The sequence below is a fragment of the Homoserinimonas sedimenticola genome (assembly GCF_026094475.1).
GTDB classification, from domain to species: Bacteria; Actinomycetota; Actinomycetes; order Actinomycetales; family Microbacteriaceae; genus Homoserinimonas; species Homoserinimonas sedimenticola.
In genome coordinates this window covers 570,549-587,533 of the sequence record NZ_JAPELL010000001.1, presented here as the reverse complement: position 1 = coordinate 587,533, position 16,985 = coordinate 570,549, and the positions used below count along the sequence as shown (strand labels likewise).

At 67.8% G+C, this 16,985-nt stretch carries 15 protein-coding genes; 4 read left to right on the top strand and 11 right to left on the bottom strand.

Annotated elements, in window-relative coordinates; all coding sequences use genetic code 11:
* Nucleotides 1-37 precede the first annotated feature (37 nt).
* Genes clpX through OH146_RS02680 form a run of 3 tightly spaced genes read left to right on the top strand, consistent with a single transcriptional unit; the run spans nt 38 to nt 3,312 of the window.
* A complete protein-coding gene (clpX, locus tag OH146_RS02690) occupies nt 38-1,315 on the top strand; it encodes an ATP-dependent Clp protease ATP-binding subunit ClpX (RefSeq protein ID WP_265157126.1) in 1,278 nt (425 codons plus the stop codon).
* Nucleotides 1,260-2,501 (top strand): benzoate/H(+) symporter BenE family transporter, encoded by a 1,242-nt coding sequence (locus OH146_RS02685; RefSeq protein WP_434056243.1) that lies wholly within the window; start codon nt 1,260-1,262, stop codon nt 2,499-2,501. Before clpX ends, OH146_RS02685 begins: the two co-directional genes overlap by 56 nt.
* Before the next feature lie 10 nt (nt 2,502-2,511).
* Nucleotides 2,512-3,312 (top strand): methyltransferase domain-containing protein, encoded by an 801-nt coding sequence (locus tag OH146_RS02680; protein WP_265157124.1) that lies wholly within the window; start codon nt 2,512-2,514, stop codon nt 3,310-3,312.
* Between the two features lie 4 nt (nt 3,313-3,316).
* Here the strand turns inward: OH146_RS02680 and OH146_RS02675 are convergent, their stop codons facing one another.
* From OH146_RS02675 to OH146_RS02635, 9 genes are all read right to left on the bottom strand, one after another.
* Nucleotides 3,317-3,676 (bottom strand): nuclear transport factor 2 family protein, encoded by a 360-nt coding sequence (locus tag OH146_RS02675; RefSeq protein ID WP_265157122.1) that lies wholly within the window; start codon nt 3,674-3,676, stop codon nt 3,317-3,319.
* A 113-nt stretch (nt 3,677-3,789) separates the two neighbouring features.
* Nucleotides 3,790-4,032, bottom strand: a complete 243-nt coding sequence (locus OH146_RS02670; RefSeq protein ID WP_265157120.1) for a hypothetical protein — start codon at nt 4,030-4,032, stop codon at nt 3,790-3,792.
* On the bottom strand, nt 4,032-6,605 hold the full coding sequence (valS, locus tag OH146_RS02665; RefSeq protein WP_265157118.1) for a valine--tRNA ligase: 2,574 nt from the start codon (nt 6,603-6,605) through the stop codon (nt 4,032-4,034). The genes OH146_RS02670 and valS overlap by 1 nt, the downstream gene beginning before the upstream one ends.
* A gap of 100 nt (nt 6,606-6,705) precedes the next feature.
* The gene (locus OH146_RS02660; RefSeq protein ID WP_265157116.1) at nt 6,706-7,314 is read right to left on the bottom strand and encodes a TetR/AcrR family transcriptional regulator; all 609 of its coding nucleotides are present in this window, start codon (nt 7,312-7,314) and stop codon (nt 6,706-6,708) included.
* A gap of 2 nt (nt 7,315-7,316) precedes the next feature.
* Nucleotides 7,317-8,912, bottom strand: a complete 1,596-nt coding sequence (locus tag OH146_RS02655) for a dipeptide ABC transporter ATP-binding protein (RefSeq protein ID WP_265157114.1) — start codon at nt 8,910-8,912, stop codon at nt 7,317-7,319.
* Nucleotides 8,909-9,778: an ABC transporter permease gene (locus tag OH146_RS02650; RefSeq protein WP_265157112.1), complete on the bottom strand. Its 870-nt coding sequence runs from the start codon at nt 9,776-9,778 to the stop codon at nt 8,909-8,911. The genes OH146_RS02655 and OH146_RS02650 overlap by 4 nt, the downstream gene beginning before the upstream one ends.
* Complete coding sequence (locus OH146_RS02645; RefSeq protein ID WP_265157110.1) at nt 9,775-10,719, bottom strand: ABC transporter permease; 945 nt, start codon at nt 10,717-10,719, stop codon at nt 9,775-9,777. Before OH146_RS02645 ends, OH146_RS02650 begins: the two co-directional genes overlap by 4 nt.
* A 30-nt stretch (nt 10,720-10,749) precedes the next feature.
* Nucleotides 10,750-12,384, bottom strand: coding sequence for an ABC transporter substrate-binding protein (locus OH146_RS02640; protein ID WP_265157107.1), 1,635 nt, complete (start codon nt 12,382-12,384; stop codon nt 10,750-10,752).
* 148 nt (nt 12,385-12,532) lie between these two features.
* Nucleotides 12,533-13,132: a biotin transporter BioY gene (locus tag OH146_RS02635; RefSeq protein ID WP_265157105.1), complete on the bottom strand. Its 600-nt coding sequence runs from the start codon at nt 13,130-13,132 to the stop codon at nt 12,533-12,535.
* Nucleotides 13,133-13,374: 242 nt separating this feature from the next.
* On the opposite strand from OH146_RS02635, the gene OH146_RS02630 reads away from it, so the two are divergent.
* On the top strand, nt 13,375-15,024 hold the full coding sequence (locus OH146_RS02630; RefSeq protein ID WP_265157103.1) for a catalase: 1,650 nt from the start codon (nt 13,375-13,377) through the stop codon (nt 15,022-15,024).
* Nucleotides 15,025-15,036: 12 nt separating this feature from the next.
* Here the strand turns inward: OH146_RS02630 and OH146_RS02625 are convergent, their stop codons facing one another.
* Nucleotides 15,037-15,828 (bottom strand): enoyl-CoA hydratase/isomerase family protein, encoded by a 792-nt coding sequence (locus OH146_RS02625; RefSeq protein ID WP_265157101.1) that lies wholly within the window; start codon nt 15,826-15,828, stop codon nt 15,037-15,039.
* Nucleotides 15,815-16,978 (bottom strand): MalY/PatB family protein, encoded by a 1,164-nt coding sequence (locus tag OH146_RS02620; RefSeq protein ID WP_265157099.1) that lies wholly within the window; start codon nt 16,976-16,978, stop codon nt 15,815-15,817. Before OH146_RS02620 ends, OH146_RS02625 begins: the two co-directional genes overlap by 14 nt.
* Nucleotides 16,979-16,985 lie beyond the last annotated feature (7 nt).

Here is a 16,985-nt window from a genome sequence, read left to right as displayed (position 1 = left end):
TCGTAGCCACTATTCCAATCGATGGAGGAGGGGGCGCATGGCTCGAATTGGCGAGAGCGCCGATCTGCTCAAGTGTTCTTTCTGTGGCAAGAGCCAGAAGCAGGTGCAGCAGCTCATTGCGGGCCCCGGCGTGTACATCTGCGACGAATGCGTCGAGCTGTGCAACGAGATCATCGAGGAGCGCCTCGCCGAGGCAGGCGAGACCGCCACGAGCGAGTTTGATCTGCCGAAGCCGCGCGAGATCTATGACTTCCTCGAGGAGTACGTCATCGGGCAGGAGAAGGCCAAGAAGGCCCTCTCGGTGGCCGTCTACAACCACTACAAGCGCATCCGGGCACGCAATACGATCGCTCCCGCGGATGCTGCGGCCGACGATGTCGAGATCGCAAAGTCCAACATCCTCCTGATCGGCCCGACGGGTTGCGGCAAGACCTACCTGGCCCAGACTCTTGCCAAGCGCCTCAACGTGCCGTTCGCGGTGGCCGATGCAACCGCCCTCACGGAGGCCGGTTACGTGGGCGAGGATGTCGAGAACATCCTCCTCAAGCTCATCCAGGCGGCGGACTACGACGTGAAGCGCGCCGAAACGGGCATCATCTACATCGACGAGATCGACAAGATCGCCCGCAAGGCGGAGAACCCGTCGATCACGCGCGACGTGTCAGGCGAGGGCGTGCAGCAGGCGCTCCTGAAGATCATCGAGGGCACTGTCGCCTCCGTTCCCCCGCAGGGCGGGCGCAAGCATCCGCACCAGGAATTCATTCAGGTCGACACGACGAATGTGCTCTTCATCGTGGCTGGCGCCTTTGCGGGCCTGGAGGAGATCATCTCCCAGCGCGCCGGCAAGAAGGGCATCGGCTTCGGAGCCCCCCTGCACAGCAAGGGCGACGACGTGAACCTCTTCAGCGAGGTGCTGCCGGAAGACCTGCACAAGTTCGGGCTCATCCCCGAGTTCATTGGGCGACTCCCGGTCGTGACGACGGTAACGCCGCTCGATCAGATCGCGCTCATGGACATCCTGACCCAGCCGCGCAACGCCCTCGTCAAGCAGTATCGGCGGATGTTCGAACTCGACGGCGTGGAGCTCGAGTTCGAGCAGGATGCCCTCGAGGCCATCGCAGATCTCGCCGTCCTGCGTCAGACCGGTGCTCGCGGCCTTCGCTCGATCATGGAGGAGGTGCTCGGCTCGATCATGTTCGACGTGCCCTCCGATGACCAGATCGCCCGCGTCGTCGTGACACGCGAGGCCGTGATCAACGGTGCCGCGCCCACGATCGTGCCGCGCAAGGCCTCGCGTCAGGAGAAATCTGCCTAGTCGCCGCGGGCGACGGGCAGGAATCGCCCAGCCCGTCTCATCGGGCATTGTCGCCGCGATCAGCGGTTTCGCGTCATCCTTCGCCCTTGTCGTGGCGGGACTCGCGGCGGTGGGGGCGACGGAAGCCGAAGCCTCCTCCGGCTTGCTGGCGCTGTGTGTTGCATCCGCCATCGTCACGATCCTGCTCTCGCTGCGCTATCGGCAGCCCATCTCGGTCGTCTGGTCGACACCCGGTGCCGCCGTGCTCGTCGCCGTCTCGACGGGCGCCGTCGATTTCGCATCGGCCGTCGGCGCCTTCATGGTCGCGGGCGCCCTCGTCGCCCTGTGCGGACTCTGGCCCGCGCTCGGCAGAGCCATGACGCGCATCCCGACGCCCCTCGCGAGCGCGATGCTCGCGGGCATTCTCTTTCCCATCTGTCTCGCGCCCGTCACGGCGGTCATCGAGCATCCGTTTCTTGCGCTGCCCATCGTGCTCGTGTGGCTCGTGCTGTTCCGGCTCGCCCCGCGCTGGGCGGTTCCCTCCGCCATGGTCGTCGCGGTCATCGCCATCCTCGTCGCGGCGGGGCCGGACTGGATGGCGGATGGGGGTCTCGCACCCAGCATCACTCTCGTCGCCCCCGTCTTCGACCCGCTCGTGATCGTGAGCATCGGGTTGCCGCTTTTCATCGTGACGATGGCGGGCCAGAATGTGCCGGGCTTCGTCGTCATGCGCAGTTTCGGCTACGAGGTGCCGGCGCGCCCCGTCTTCCTTGGCACGGGAATCGCTTCGGCCGCTGGTGCCGTCTTCGGCGGGCAACTGGTCAATCTCGCGGCGATCACTGCCGCGATCGCGGCGAGCCCCGAAGCCCATCCGGATGCGTCGCGCCGCTGGATCGCGGCCGTGAGCAGTGGATCGACCTTCCTCCTCCTCGGCCTCGGCGCGGGCGTCGCGACCGCCATTGTGAGCGCGGCCCCGCCCATCCTCATCATCGCGGTCGCGGGGCTCGCCGTGCTCGGCGCGCTCATCAGCTCGATCACGTCGGCCCTCGCGCAGGAACCACATCGGGTGTCAGCCATCGCGACCTTCCTCGTGACCGCGTCGGGGGTGACGGTGCTCGGCATCGGCTCCGCATTCTGGGGCCTCCTGGTCGGTGCGATCATCATGGGGTGGCTTGCCTGGCGGCGGCGGGAGCCGAGCGGGCGCTAGTGTTGCCCACATGGTTGAGCGCTACACCCACGGTCATCACGAGAGCGTGCTGCGGTCCCACTCGTGGCGCACGGTCGAGAACTCTGCGGCATACCTGATTCCGAGCATCCGTGCGGGCCTCGAGGTGCTCGACATCGGATGCGGGCCTGGCACGATCACGGTCGACTTGGCTGAGCGGGTGACTCCGGGGCGCGTCATCGGACTTGATGCTGCCGCAGGGGTGCTTGACGGTGCGCGGAACCTCGCTGCCGAGCGGAACGTCACGAACGCCGAGTTTGTCGAGGGTGACGCCTACGCGCTGGACTTCGCGGATGCCAGCTTCGACATCGTTCACGCCCACCAGACGCTCCAGCATCTGGGCGACCCCGTTGCCGCCCTGCGCGAGATGCGCCGCGTGGTGAGGGAGGACGGCGTTGTCGCGGTGCGGGACGTGGACTACGCGGGAACCATGGTTTACCCAGAGACCCCCGGCCTGCAGAGCTGGGCGGACCTGTACCAGCGCGTGCACCGCAGCAACGGCGGAGAGCCGAATGCGGGTCGTCGGCTCAAGCAGTGGGCGCGCGAAGCGGGCTTCACCCGGCTCGAGAGTTCCGCATCGATCTGGTGCTTCGCCTCAGACGAGGAGCGAGCGTGGTGGGGCTCGTCGTGGCACGACCGTGCGCTCAAGTCCGAGTTCGCGAAGCACGCCGTCGAGCGCGGACTCGCAACCGAGGAAGAGCTGCAGCGGATCGCGGATGCCTGGAGCGACTGGGCGGCTGCATCCGACGGCTGGATGGGCATGCCACACGGCGAGCTCCTCTGCCGCCGCTGACCGCTCAGTCGATCGGCGTCTGCTGGTAGTGCACGAGTCTCCAGGTGCCCACCCGACGCGTGTACACGCTCGCCATGCGTGCCGCGAACTCATCGCCGTCGTCGCGAGAGGCACGCCCCGTGTAGAGCAGGATGGCCTCGTCTTCACCGAGACGGATGATGCGCTCCTCGCTGATGTCATAGCGTTGCCAGGGCTGGGAGGCACCGAGGGAGTCGATGACGCCCTGGCGGTCGAGGGAGAGCCCTCCCGCGAGCACCATGGCGGAATCGTCGGTCATGATCTGGCCATAGAACTCGGCGGCGGTGCCATCGCATAGGGCTTTCCAGCCCTGATGCTCGAGGTCAAGAAGCTCTGCGAGAGTCATATCGTGCCCTTCGACGCGGGGCTACTGATGCTACGAGGTTCAGGCCAGGAGTGTCGAGAGCACGTCCGCCATCGCCGCGAGGGCTTCGGCCCGCGAGGCAGTCGTGTCGTCGATCACGACGGCGGGGTGACGTGAACCTCGCCCGCCGCATCCACAGTCACGACGGTACCGTCATCGAGTTCGACGACGGGCCGGCCTTCAAGCCAGGTGAGCGTCCAGCGCCACGTCGTGGGGTCGAAGTCGGCGGATGCGAGCGCCAACAGCTCCGCGTCGACCTCACGCACCGCGTTCCGCACGGGCTCCGGCAGACGGTCGGGGCTGGAAGCCCCGACCGACCAGCGCGTGCCGAGTTGCATCAGGCGGGCTGCTCGGCGAGGACGATGTCGACGACGGCGAGTTCCTCGCCCTCGACGAACGACAGCTCTCCAATGCGTCCGACGGCCTTCAAATCGTCCTCCGCGAGCCGGAGCAGTTCGAGCTGTTCCGCGGGCGCGACGATGGAAGCGGAGGTGACGGGCGTCTTCTGGGAGGCTTTCGCATCCGTCTTGGCTCGGCGAATCCCGATCAGGGCGGCACTCACGGCGGGCAGGAGCCCGCTGGGAGCGTCGTCACCGGGGGCGACGGGCCACTCGGCGGCGTGGATCGAGCCCTTGTGCGTCCACGACCACACCTCTTCGGTGGCGAAGGGGAGGAACGGCGCGAGCAGGCGGAGCATGGCGTCGATCGCCGCGCGGAGCGTGAGCACGGCGCTTGCCTGGCCCTCCGGGGTCGAGGCGCCGTAGGCGCGCTCCTTGACGAGCTCGAGATAGTCGTCGCAGAAGGTCCAGAAGAACTGCTCCGTGGTCTCGAGGGCGCGCGCGTGGTCGTAGTCCTCGAGCGCGGCCGTCGCTGCTGCGACGACAGCGTGGAGCTCGGCGAGCACATCGACGTCGAGCGGGGCAGTGATGGAGAAGTCGCCCGACGGGAGCTCGTAGGAGTAGGCGAACTTGGATGCGTTGAGCACCTTGATCGCGAGCCTGCGGCCGATCTTGATCTGCTTGGGGTTCTGCGGGTCGAACGCGGCATCCGTTCCTAGCCGGCTAGAGGCCGCCCAGTAGCGGACGGCGTCGGAGCCGTGTTCGTCGAGCATGCCCGCCGGCGTGACGACGTTGCCCTTCGACTTCGACATCTTCTTGCGGTCGGGGTCGACGATGAAGCCGGAGATCGCGGCGTTCTTCCACGGAGCGACCCCGCCGTGCTCGAGGTGGGCGCGCAGGGCGGTCGAGAAGAGCCAGGTGCGGATGATGTCCTGGCCCTGAGGTCGCAGGTCGTAGGGGAACACGAGCTCGAAGAGCTCAGGGTCGGTCTCCCAGCCGCCCGCGAGCTGCGGCGTCAGCGAGGAGGTCGCCCAGGTGTCCATGACGTCGATCTCACCGATGAAGCCGCCGGGCACGCCCCGCTGGCTCTCCTCGTAGCCGGGTGCGGCATCCGAGGAGGGGTCGACCGGCAGCTGTGCCTCCGCGGGGACGATGGGGGAGTCGAAGACAGGGTTGCCGTCGCCGTCGAGCGGGTACCAGACGGGAATCGGAACGCCGAAGAAGCGCTGCCGACTGATAAGCCAGTCGCCATTGAGGCCGCCCACCCAGTTCTCGTAGCGCACGCGCATGAAGTCGGGGTGCCAGTCGATCGTCTCGCCGAGGGCGACGAGGTCGCGTCGCAGGGCTTCGTCCCGCCCGCCGTTCGTGATGTACCACTGCCGGGTCGAGACGATCTCGAGGGGCTTGTCACCCTTTTCGAAGAACTTGACGGGGTGGCTGATGGGCTTCGGGTCGCCGATCATTTCGCCCGTGCCCTGCAGCATCTCCACGATCGCCTTTTTGGCGCTGAAGACCGTCTTGCCGGCAAGTTCCGCGTAGGCCGCTCGGCCGCTCTCACTCGTGATGGCGGCGGGAGCCTCGCTCACGACGCGGCCGTCGAAGCCGATGATGGCGCGGTTGGGCAGGTTGAGCTCGCGCCACCAGATCACGTCGGTGAGGTCGCCGAAGGTGCAGATCATGGCGATGCCCGATCCCTTGTCCTTCTGGGCGAGGTGGTGGGCCACGACGGGGACCTCGACGTCGAAGAGCGGGGTGCGCACGGTCGTGCCAAAGAGCGCCTGGTAGCGCTCGTCATCCGGATGCGCGACAAGCGCGACGCAGGCCGGGAGCAGTTCCGGCCGGGTCGTCTCGATGTGGATGTCGCTGCCGTCGGGAGCGTGGAAGGCGAGGCGGTGGTAGGCGCCCGGCTGCTCCTTGTCCTCGAGCTCCGCCTGGGCCACCGCCGTGCGGAAGGTCACGTCCCAGAGGGTCGGGGCATCCGCCTGGTAGGCCTCGCCGCGCTCCAGGTTGCGCAGGAACGCGCGCTGGGCGGTCGCCTGAGCCTCGGGCGAGATGGTGCGGTAGGTCTGGCTCCAGTCGACGCTGAGCCCAAGCTTGCGCCAGAGATCCTCGAACTGCTTCTCGTCCTCGACCGTGAGTCGTTCACACAGTTCGACGAAGTTGCGGCGGCTGATGGGTAGTTGGTCGGCCGCCTTCGAGCTCTTGTTGTCGCCACCTTCAAAGGGGGGCGTGAAATCGGGGTCGTAGGGGAGCGTGGGGTCGCAGCGCACGCCGTAGTAGTTCTGCACGCGACGCTCTGTTGGCAGGCCGTTGTCGTCCCACCCCATGGGGTAGAAGACGGTGCGACCACGCATGCGCTGGAACCGAGCCATGACATCCGTGTGGGTGTAGCTGAAGACGTGCCCGATGTGGAGGGAGCCAGAGGCGGTGGGCGGCGGGGTATCGATCGAGTAGATGTTCTCGCGCGTGGCCGACGCGCGGTCGAAGCGGTAGGTTCCCCGCGACTCCCACTCCGGTCCCCACTTCTGCTCAAGGCCTTCGAGGGCGGGCTTGTCGGGGATGGCGTCGGCCATGGGATGCTCCGGTTCGGTGTGTGCGGCACCGTGTCCGTACTGAGGTGCCTGAGTGTGCTGAGTGCAGGGCCAATCCTAGCGAAGCGTTCCCAACGGTGCCTCAGCGACGGGCGTCCCCTTCGGCGCTCCCGAATCCGTCGAGGACAGGCCCGACGACGGGTTCCAGATGCGAGCGGAGCGACCCTCGGGAGGTCCCCGCAGCAGCCCAGGCCTCCGCCGCCGCGACGGATGCCCCAACTGTGGCATAGGCGATGGCTCGAGCCCGCGCATCCGAGATGCCTCGCTCTGCGAGGAAGCGGCGAATCAGGCGTACGGCGGTCATGAATCGCGTCACGGCGGAAGCCTGGAGGTCGCCCGTGCTGCCGATGAGTTCGTGCTGGGTGAGGGCGAACGGCACGTCGCCGGCCCCGAAGCCCTCGCCGAGGTCGAACAGGAGCACGCGCAGGGCCGGCAGTGGGGAGGCCGAGTCGGGTACGGCGGCGAGTAACTCCGCCAACTGCGTGAGTGCGGAATCCAGCTCGACCCAGAAGACGTCAGCCTTGGCGTCGAAGTAGTTGAAGAAGGTGTTGCGGCTGACCCCCGCCCGCCGCGTGACCTGCTCGACGGTCGTGGCGGCGTAGCCCTGCTCGAGAAAGAGTTCGAACGCGGCATCCTGGAGCATTTCGCGTGAGGCCGAGGGAGGTCGTCCCCGTGCCGATCGTGTTGCCATACTCACTCCGTCCCAAGGTCGAGACGCGGGGAGGAGGCGAGCAGGCGCCTCGTGTACTCGTGGCTCGGCGATGCGAAGACCTCCGAGGCCTCGCCCTCTTCCACGATACGGCCCGCGCGCATGACGGCGATGCGGTCGCTGACGTGCTGAACGACACCGAGGTCATGCGAGATGAAGAGATAGGCGAGGCCGAACTCCCGCTGCAGCTCGTCAAGAAGGTCGAGCACCTGCGCCTGCACCGAGACATCGAGTGCCGAGACGGGTTCGTCGCACACAATCACCGCGGGGCGCGGCGCCAGAGCACGGGCGATCGCGACACGCTGGCGCTGGCCGCCCGAGAGGTGAAGTGGGCGGCGCAACAACACCGCGCTGGGCAGACCGACCGCGTCGAGAAGCTCCGCGATCCGTCGGTCCGCCTCTGCGCCCTTCCCCACCGCGTCGAGGAGGATGCGGCGCACACTGTGACGCGGGTCGAAGGAGCTGAGGGGGTCCTGATAGACAGCCCCGAGCATCCGCCGCCGTGGGCGTCGCGATCGCTCGGGAACGTCGCTGAACGGCTCGTCGTCGAGAAGGACGGTGCCCGAGTCAGGCTCCTCGAGGCCGAGGAGAAGTCGCGCAAGCGTCGTCTTGCCCGAGCCAGACTCGCCTACGAGCCCAAGCGTCGACCCGCGAGCGAGCCGCAGTGAGACGTCATCGACGGCGAGCAGGGGAGCGGCGTGGCGGCGGGGGAACACCTTGCTGACACCCCGCGCCTCAAGGATAACCGCGCCCGCCGTCCGCCGCTCATCCGTGGAGGCCGATGCGGGAGAGAGCAGGGGCACCCCACGCGGCACGCCGGAAGGAACCGAGCGGATCAGCTCGCGGGTGTACTCGTGTTGGGGGTTGCGCAGCACCTCCTCGGTCGCGCCGCTCTCCACGATGCGCCCCGCGCGCATGACGGCGACGCGATCAGACACCTCCCGCACGACAGCAAGATCGTGGCTGATCAGTAGCAGGGCGGTGCCGGAGGAGCGCAGCTCGCCGAGCAGTTGCAGCACCTGTGCCTGGACAGTCGCGTCGAGGGCGGTCGTCGGCTCGTCGGCGATGAGGAGCCGCGGCCCGGCGGCGATCGCGCTTGCGATGAGGGCGCGCTGGCGCAGGCCGCCCGAGAGCTCGCCGGCACGCTGGCCGGCTCGCGTCTCGGGTTCAGGCATGCCGACGGCGTGAAGCAGTTCGATCACCCGTTCCCGGCGCTGGCCGGACTTCAGGGTTGTGTGCAGCCGCAGCGCATCATCGATCTCCCGACCGACGGGGCGCAACGGGTCGAGCGAGACGAGCGCATCCTGCAGCACGAGCCCGATCTCGCCCCCGCGAATCTCGCGCCAGTCGCGTGGCGAGACGCGGAGCAGGTCACGGCCTCCGAGGGACAGGCGCTGGGCAGTCACACTGCTCCCCGCGAGGCCAAGAAGGGATCTCGCGGTCACGCTCTTGCCGGAACCCGACTCGCCGACGAGCGCGAGGCATTCGCCCGCCGCGACATCGAAGGAGACACCGTCGACGGCAGCCACGCCGGAGAACGAGACGCGCAGGTCCTCGACCGAGAGCAGGGGCTCGCTCATCCGTCCCCCTGCCGAGTGCGAGCCTGGATGCTGCGGCCGAGCGCCGTCGAAGCGGCGGCCGTCGCCACGATCGCGAGTCCCGGGCAGACCGTCATCCACCACGCGAGCTCGATATACGGGCGCCCGGCCGCGAGCATCGCGCCCCATTCGGGAGCGGGCGGAACGGCCCCCAGACCGAGGAAGCTGAGAGAGGATGCCCACACGATGGCCTGACCGACGCCAAGGGTCGCGAGCACGAAGACGGGGGCGAGTGCGTTGGGGAGGATGTGGCGGCCGAGGATGCGCGGGCTGCTGTGCCCCAGCACGACGGCGGCCTCGATGTAGGCCGAGCCCCGAACCGCCCGGATCTGGGTGCGGATGATACGGGCGTATCCCGGCGCGGTCGATAGCCCCACCGCCACGGTTGTTGTGGCGACTCCCGGCCCGACGATCGCGATGAACACGAGTGCGAGGAGGAGACCCGGAAGGGCGAAGAGCACTTCGTTGATCCGGGTCGTCGCGAAGTCGACGGCACGGCCCGCTACGGCACCCAGAATGCCGATCACGAGGGCGAGTCCCAGGCCGATCGCGGTCGCGGCTAGGCCGATCAGGAGCGACTCTCCCGCCCCGTGGACGACCCGAGTGTAGACGTCGCGTCCGGACTCGTCCGTGCCAAAAGGGTGCTGCCACGACGGCGCTTGGAAGGCATCTGCCGGGCTGATGCCGAGCGGGTCGCCCGGCGCCAGCAGTCGGGGTGCCACGGCGGCGAGCACGATCAGGAGCAGAATGAGCACGCTGATGATCTCGCCAACGGTCGGACGTGCGCCGGGGCGAGAGGCGAGGTGTGCGGTCCGCAGTCCCGTCCCCGCGGTCTCGGGGGCGGTCACGAGCCCCTCAGCCTCGGGTCGGCGACGCGGTCGAGAGCGTCGGTCGCGATCGTGACCAGCACGAAGGCCAGTGCGGAGACGAGTGCGATTCCCGTGACAAGGGGAATGTCTCGGTCCGTGACGGCCTTGAGCAGACTCCGCCCCAAGCCTGGGCGGGCGAAGACCGTCTCGACGACGACCGCGCCACTGATGAGAGAACCGAATGCCCAGCCCGAGAGCGAGATGGCAGGCAGGGCGGCATGGCGGACGGCGTGGCGCAGGCGCACGCCTGTCTCAGACTCCCCACGCGCCCGAGCGGAGAGCGCGAAGGGCGACTCGAGGGCGTCAGCGAGTGACTCGCGCATGACCTGGGCGAGGAAGCCAGCGAGCGGCAGGGCGAGCGTCACGACGGGCAGCACGAGACCGAGGGGCCCCGGCACGCTCACGGGAGGCAGCATTCCGAGCGTCGTGCTGAAGAGAAGGATGAGCACCGACGCGAGCCAGAAGTGGGGCACAGCCGCCGCGACGATCTCGAGAGCGGATGCCACGGCTCGCCCCGCGCGGCTACCTCGCGTCGCCCACGTCGCGAGCCCGAGTGCCAGCAGCCAGGCCGTCGCGAGGGCGAGGACGGTGAGCAGGAGGGTGCCCCAGAACTGCTCAGCGATGAGACCCAGGACGTCCTGGCGAAGCGAGTAGGAGGTTCCCAGGTCTCCCACGAGCAGGCGGCCCATCGCGAGGAGATATTGCTCGCTAACCGGGCGGTCGAGGCCGTACTCCTGCCGGACGAGAGCGAGCGCCTCCTCGGATGCCTGCGATCCCGGGCCCCCGAGTATGGCGAGCGCCGGATCGCCGGGCACGAGTCGGAGGGCGAAGAAGATCAGCGTCGCGATCGACCACAGCACGAACACGGCGCCCGCGAGCCGAACCGCGAGCCAACGGAGCACGCGCCGAGCGCCGCTCACGGGCATCCGTTGCAGTGCGTCACGCTCGCGTCAGCGGGCGAGCCAGGCATCGTGGAACGTCGGCGTCGAGACTGTTGGCAGGGCGCGCACGCCCCGGACATCCGGGCCAAGGAGGTAGTTGTTCTGCTGGTCGTAGAGCGGGATGGCGTAGTAGCCGGAGAGGACGATCTCCTGCGCCTGCTCGTAGAGCTCACCGCGCAGCGCGGGGTCGCTCGTCTCGCTGGCCTGCGTCAACAGGGCGTCGAGCTCCGAGTCCTTCAGCTGCGCGAGGTTGGCGAAGTAGCCGCTCGGTGCGGGAACGGTGGAGTCGGAGTGGTAGAGGATGCGCAGCACGTCCGGGCCCACCTTGGTGTAGGGGGCGCTCACGAGGTTGTACTCGTGTGCGAAGAGCGCGCCGTACCAGCTCGAGAGATCGAGGGGTTCGAGGATTACCTCGAAGCCGACATCCTTCGTCGTGGCCTGCAGCTGCTCGAAGAGCGACTGCTCGGCGGGCACCGACTGGTTCGTGCTCACGGGAAAGGAGAGGGTGAGTCGTTCGCCGTCTCGCACGCGGTAACCCTCATCGTCGCGTTCGGTCCAGCCCGCCTCATCCAGAAGCGCGTTCGCTGCGTCGAGGTCACCCTCGAAGTATTCGGGAGCCGAGAGCGCCTCCTTCTCGACGCTCGACAGCACCGAGTAGGAGCGGTCGACCGTACCGAAGAAGAGGCTCTCGATGCCTTCGTCGACACCCGCTGCGCGCACGAACGCCTCGCGTACTCGGGGGTCGTCGAAGGGCGGCTTGCTCGAGTTGAGCTCGATGCGGTTGGAGGCACCGGGACGCGGGGCGAGCAGCGCCGTGATCTCGCCGCCGTCGAGGGCAGCGGCGAGCGAGTTGGGCTGCGGATTGTCAATGACGTCCACTTCCCCAGACTGCAGGGCCGCGTAGCGCGTCGTGGCGTCGGGAATGAAGCGCCACTCGATGCCGTCCAGGTAGGGGAGACCGTCGTGAGCCGCGTCCTCAGGGGCGGAGGAATAGTCCTCGTTGCGCACGAGGGTGATGCTGTCTTGGCGCGTCCAGCTCTCGACGATGAAGGGGCCAGTCCCGACAGGAGACGCACAGTTGACCTCCTCGCCGCGCTCCAGGGCGGTGGGGGACTGGATGCCGAGCCAGGGCATGCTGAAGGAGTCGAGGAGGGCGCTGTCGGGAGCAGTGAGGTCGAGGCGCAGCGTGAGGTCGTCCACGACGGTTGTCGACTCGACCTTGCCGAGGGCAAGGTATCCGGTCGAGGAGCCGGTTTCGGGGTCCTTCAGATGGGCGATATTCGCCGCAACGGCTGCGGCGTTGAGAGGCGTGCCGTCGGTGAACTCGATGCCCTCGCGCAGCGTGAACTCCCAACTCAATCCATCGGGGCTCTCCGTCCAGGACTCTGCGAGCCAGGGCAGGATGTCCCCTTCCGCATTCTTCGACACGAGGGACTCGAGATACTGCGTCGCAAGCAGGGCCTGTGGGTAGTTGCCGCCAACGTGAGGATCGAGGCAGTCAGGCTCGGCGTCGCCCGTGGCGTAGACGAGCACGCCGCCCTCTACCGGCTCATCGGAGGTGACGGTCGTGCTCGAGCAGCCCGCGAGCAGGCCGACGATGGCGATGGAACCAAGGAGAGAGAAGGTGTGGGGGGCGCGGAGCATTCGTACCTCGGGAGCTGTGGCGGACGGTGAGCGGGAGGGAAACCAGAGCTTTGTTGGTCTCAGTGTAAAAAAGCCCGCCCTACAGCATAGTCCCGAGAACGACGATGGCCCGACCACGTGTGGTCGGGCCATCGCGAGAGATCGCGGCTCAGTTGCGCCGAGCGTCGATCCGGTCGGCGAGTTTCCACGTTGCCGGGATGATCGCCGCAGCGAGGGCGGCCTTGACGACGCCACCGAGGATGAAGGGGTAGAGGCCCCAGGCGAGCGTCTGCTCAAGGGTCCCGCCGAGAACGATCGCGAGTCCGATGAGACCGAAGGCGAAGATCACCACGGTGCCCGCGCTGAAGGAGATAGCAGCCCCTAGAAACTTCTTGTCCCAGTTGCGCTGCGCGAGCCACCCGGTGAGAGCTGCCGCGAAGACGAAGCCGACGATGTAGCCGCCTGTGGCGCCGAAGAGTACGGCGGCCCCGGAGGCGCCCTCGCTGAAGACGGGCAGGCCGACGAGACCGAGTGCCATGTACAGCACCATCGAGAGAGCACCGCGCGCCGCCCCGAGAGTGCTGCCGACCAGGAGCACCGCGAGGGTCTGCATCGTGATGGGCACCGGCTGGATCGGAATGTAGAGCTGCGAGGCCACAGCCGTGACCGCGGCTCCCGCAGTCACCAGGACGATGTCGGTCGCGAGGCTGCGGGAGAAGAGACGGTCGGCGAGGGTCGGCCGGCCGATGCTGAGGGAGAGAGTCGACACGCGACGATCCTTTCAAGGGGTGGGCGTGAGGCGATGTGCCGCCTGCGGGCGAAGCGGTAGGCGTCGCGCCGAGGGGCATGGGCCAATACTAGGCCCGCGCCAACAGCATCCTCCATGTTCACCGTGCATTCATGCACGACTCGCACAAGCGGGGCACAGTGGGACTGTAGACGGGCGCACGGGGGCAGCGGCCCCTATGAGGCGCTCGGATGACGATCAGTGGCGACGTGAGGAGCGAGCACATGGCGGACACGAAGGCGACCCAGAAGGCCGGCGGCATTCTGACGAACAGGCAGGGTCACCCAGTCGCCGACAACCAGAACCAGCGCACCGTCGGACCGCGTGGCCCGGCAACCCTCGAGAACTACCAGTTCCTTGAGAAGATCAGCCACTTCGACCGCGAGCGCATTCCCGAGCGCGTCGTGCATGCCCGCGGTGCCGTCGCCTACGGCTACTTCGAGGCCACTGGCCGCGTCGGCGACGAGCCGATCTCCAAGTACACGCGCGCGAAGCTCTTCCAGGAGGAGGGCAAGCGCACGGACCTCGCGATCCGCTTCTCGACGGTGATCGGTGGCCGCGATTCTTCAGAGGCGGCGCGCGATCCTCGCGGCTTCGCCGTCAAGTTCTACACGGAGGATGGCAACTGGGACTTGGTCGGCAACAACCTCGCGGTCTTCTTCATCCGCGACGCGATCAAGTTCCCTGACGTGATCCATGCGCTCAAGCCCGACCCCGTGACCTTCCGGCAGGAGCCGGCACGCATCTTCGACTTCATGTCGCAGACTCCTGAGGCGATGCACATGCTCGTCAACCTCTTCAGCCCGCGCGGCATCCCCGCGAACTACCGCACGATGCAGGGCTTCGGCGTCAACACCTACCGCTGGGTCAACGCTGAGGGCGAGAGCCACCTCGTCAAGTACCACTGGATTCCCAAGGCGGGTGTCAAGAGCCTCACCGAGGCGGATGCCGCGGCCATTCAGGCGGGTGACCTCGGTCACGCGTCGAAAGATCTCTATGAGGCGATCGAGTCGGGCGACTACCCCGAGTGGGAGTTGTATGTGCAGCTCATGACGGACGACGAGCATCCAGAGCTGGACTTCGACCCGCTCGACGACACGAAGGTCTGGCCGGAGAACGAGTTCCCCACCCGCTATGTGGGCCGGATGGTGCTCAACCGCAACGTCGACAACTTTTTCGCTGAGAACGAGCAGATCGCCTTCGGCACGGGCGTGCTCGTCGACGGCCTTGAGTTCTCCGACGACAAGATGCTCGTCGGTCGCACGTTCTCTTACAGCGACACGCAGCGCTACCGGGTGGGGCCGAACTACCTCCAACTGCCGGTCAACCAGGCGAAGAACGCGTCAGTCGCGACCAACCAGCGCGACGGCCAGATGACCTACTACGTCGATGGGACGGGGGAGAACCCGCACGTCAACTACGAGCCATCGATCACGGGCGGCCTGCGTGAGGCGACGCGGGAGTATCAGTCGGAGGTCGGCCCCGAGCTGCGCGGGCGCCTCGTGCGGGCGCGTATTCCGCGCACCAACGACTACATGCAGGCGGGGCAGCGCTACCAGCTCATGGAGGAGTGGGAGAAGGACGATCTCGTCGCGAATTTCGTCGAGCTCATCGGACAGGCGGCGCGGCCCGTGCAGGAGCGCATGGTGTGGCACTTCTACATGTGCGACGACGAGCTGGGACAGCGTGTCGGCGAGGGGCTTGGCATCGGGCTCGAGGTCGTCGCCGACCTCGCCCCGCTGCGCACGCAGACGCTGAGCGCCGAGGAGGTGCAGCGCATGCAGAACCTCGGCAAGAACGGACCTCGCGACGTCAGTGGCCTCACGATGACCCACTGCGTGCCCAACGAGAGGGCGGTGATGGTCGACGCGTAGCGTCGTCCGGCGTCAGGGCCGCTTCTTGCCTGCCGTGAAGGCGGCGATGCGCTGAGTGGCATCCTCCGTTGCGAAGGCCGCGCCAATGGTGCGCGCCTCGTCGTCGAGGGATGCCTGCACGTCGCGTAGCGGGGCGGCACGCAGCAGGCGCCTGGCCTGCCCGAAGGCGCCCGCCGCTCCGCTGAGCCAGCCCTGGGCGACTTCGAGCGCGCGGGCTCCCACCTGCGCGCTCGGCACGACCTCGGTCACGAGCCCCCACTCGCAGGCTTCCTCGGCCGAGAGTCGCCGATCGCTCAGGGTGAGTTCGAGCGCGCGTCGCATGCCGACGGCCTCCGGCAGGAGCGTGCTCACGCCACAGTCGGGGGTGAGGCCGATCGCAGCGTAGCGCGAGGCGAAGAAGGCGGAATCGGCCGCGACGATGTAGTCGGCGCACAGCATGAATCCGAGCCCGCCGCCCGCCACGGCACCCTGGACGGCGGCCACAATCGGCTTCGCACCGTGGCGGAGCGTGGCATGGCCCTCATGGATGACGTCAGCATGGTGCGAGAGCGTCGCGGCGTCATACTCTGACGACGCCATCGCCTGCACGTCGCCGCCAGCGCAGAACGCCTGGCCCGCAGCATCCAGCAGCACGGCCTTGACGTCATCGCGTTGCGTGACCTCGCGGGCGATGTCGCGCCAGAGTTCCCCCGCGACATCGTCGATCGCGTTGAGGCGCTGCGGCCGATTGAGAGTGACGCGGGCGAGGCCGTCGGTCACGGAGAGCAGGATGGCGGAATCGGCGGCGACATCAGTGGCGGTCATAGGTGCCGATGGTAGCGGCGGCGATACGATCGACGGCGTCCGTTAGCACTTCCGGCGAACATCCGAAGTTCAGCCGTACGAATCCTGTGCCCTGCACACCAAAGTCACGGCCCGCCCCGAGCGCCACGCGGGCCCTCGTGAGCAGGTGCCGCGCAGGCTCGTCTCCGAGCTGTAGCCGGCGAACATCCAGCCAGGCGAGATAGCTCGCGCGCGGCTCCCGAAAGCCGACCCCCGGCAGCTTCTGGTGGATCAGGCGAGACAGCAGCGCACGATTCTCCTCGAGTGAGGCGAGGAGCCCGTCGAGCCACTCGGAGCCATGCTGAAACGCCGCGATGCTCGCGTGCACGCCGAGGTGACTCGTGCGCCAGAACACCTCCTGGTACATGCCCTCGATGATGGCGCGCATGCGCGGGCTCGCCGTCACCATGACGGCGCACTTGAGCCCCGCGAGGTTGAAGGCCTTGCTCGCCGAGGTGATGGAGATCCCGTGCTCGCGGGCGGCCTCGCTGACGGTGAGGAACGGAACGAATCGGGCGTCGCGATGGGTGAGGGGGGCGTGGATCTCGTCGCTGACGACTGTGGCACCGTGCCGTTCAGCGATCGCGGCGAGTGCCTCAAGCTCGCTCCTATCGTGCGGATGGCCCAGCGGATTGTGCGGGTTGCAGAGCACCATGGCCTTCGCCCCGGCTGCGAACGCATCCTCGATCGCGGTGAGGTCGAGATGCCACCCCTCGGCGTCCTCGAGAAGTGGCGCCTCTGCGACGACGCCGCCCGCCTCCCGCACGAGTTCGAAGAACGGCGGGTAGACGGGGGGAGTGATGACGACGCGGTCGCCCGGTTCTATGAGCCCGCGCAGGCACTCGACGATTCCCATGCTGACGTCGGCGGTGGAACGGACATGGGCGGGGTCCACCTGCCAACCCCATCGCGAGAGCGCGAAGCCGGCGAACGCCTCGGGGAGTTCGGGTCCGCCGGAGGAGTATCCAGTGTCGCTGCGGCGGATGCACGCGTGAAGTGCGTCGGCGACGGGCTCCGCGAGCGGGAAGTCGTGTTCGGCGACGAAGAGGGGGAGGACATCCGCGGGGTAGCTTCGCCATTTCACGCTCGTGCGGGTGCGAAGCTCGTCGAGGGTCTGCGCTCTCACGTCCATGCTTTCC

Coding starts and splice junctions, on each gene's coding strand:
- clpX (WP_265157126.1), top strand. CDS start 38: ATGGCTCGAATTGGCGAGAGCGCCGATCTGCTCAAGTGTTCTTTCTGT.
- OH146_RS02680 (WP_265157124.1), top strand. CDS start 2,512: ATGGTTGAGCGCTACACCCACGGTCATCACGAGAGCGTGCTGCGGTCC.
- OH146_RS02675 (WP_265157122.1), bottom strand. CDS start 3,676: ATGACTCTCGCAGAGCTTCTTGACCTCGAGCATCAGGGCTGGAAAGCC.
- OH146_RS02670 (WP_265157120.1), bottom strand. CDS start 4,032: ATGCAACTCGGCACGCGCTGGTCGGTCGGGGCTTCCAGCCCCGACCGT.
- valS (WP_265157118.1), bottom strand. CDS start 6,605: ATGGCCGACGCCATCCCCGACAAGCCCGCCCTCGAAGGCCTTGAGCAG.
- OH146_RS02660 (WP_265157116.1), bottom strand. CDS start 7,314: ATGGCAACACGATCGGCACGGGGACGACCTCCCTCGGCCTCACGCGAA.
- OH146_RS02655 (WP_265157114.1), bottom strand. CDS start 8,912: ATGAGCGAGCCCCTGCTCTCGGTCGAGGACCTGCGCGTCTCGTTCTCC.
- OH146_RS02640 (WP_265157107.1), bottom strand. CDS start 12,384: ATGCTCCGCGCCCCCCACACCTTCTCTCTCCTTGGTTCCATCGCCATC.
- OH146_RS02630 (WP_265157103.1), top strand. CDS start 13,375: ATGGCGGACACGAAGGCGACCCAGAAGGCCGGCGGCATTCTGACGAAC.
- OH146_RS02625 (WP_265157101.1), bottom strand. CDS start 15,828: ATGACCGCCACTGATGTCGCCGCCGATTCCGCCATCCTGCTCTCCGTG.
- OH146_RS02620 (WP_265157099.1), bottom strand. CDS start 16,978: ATGGACGTGAGAGCGCAGACCCTCGACGAGCTTCGCACCCGCACGAGC.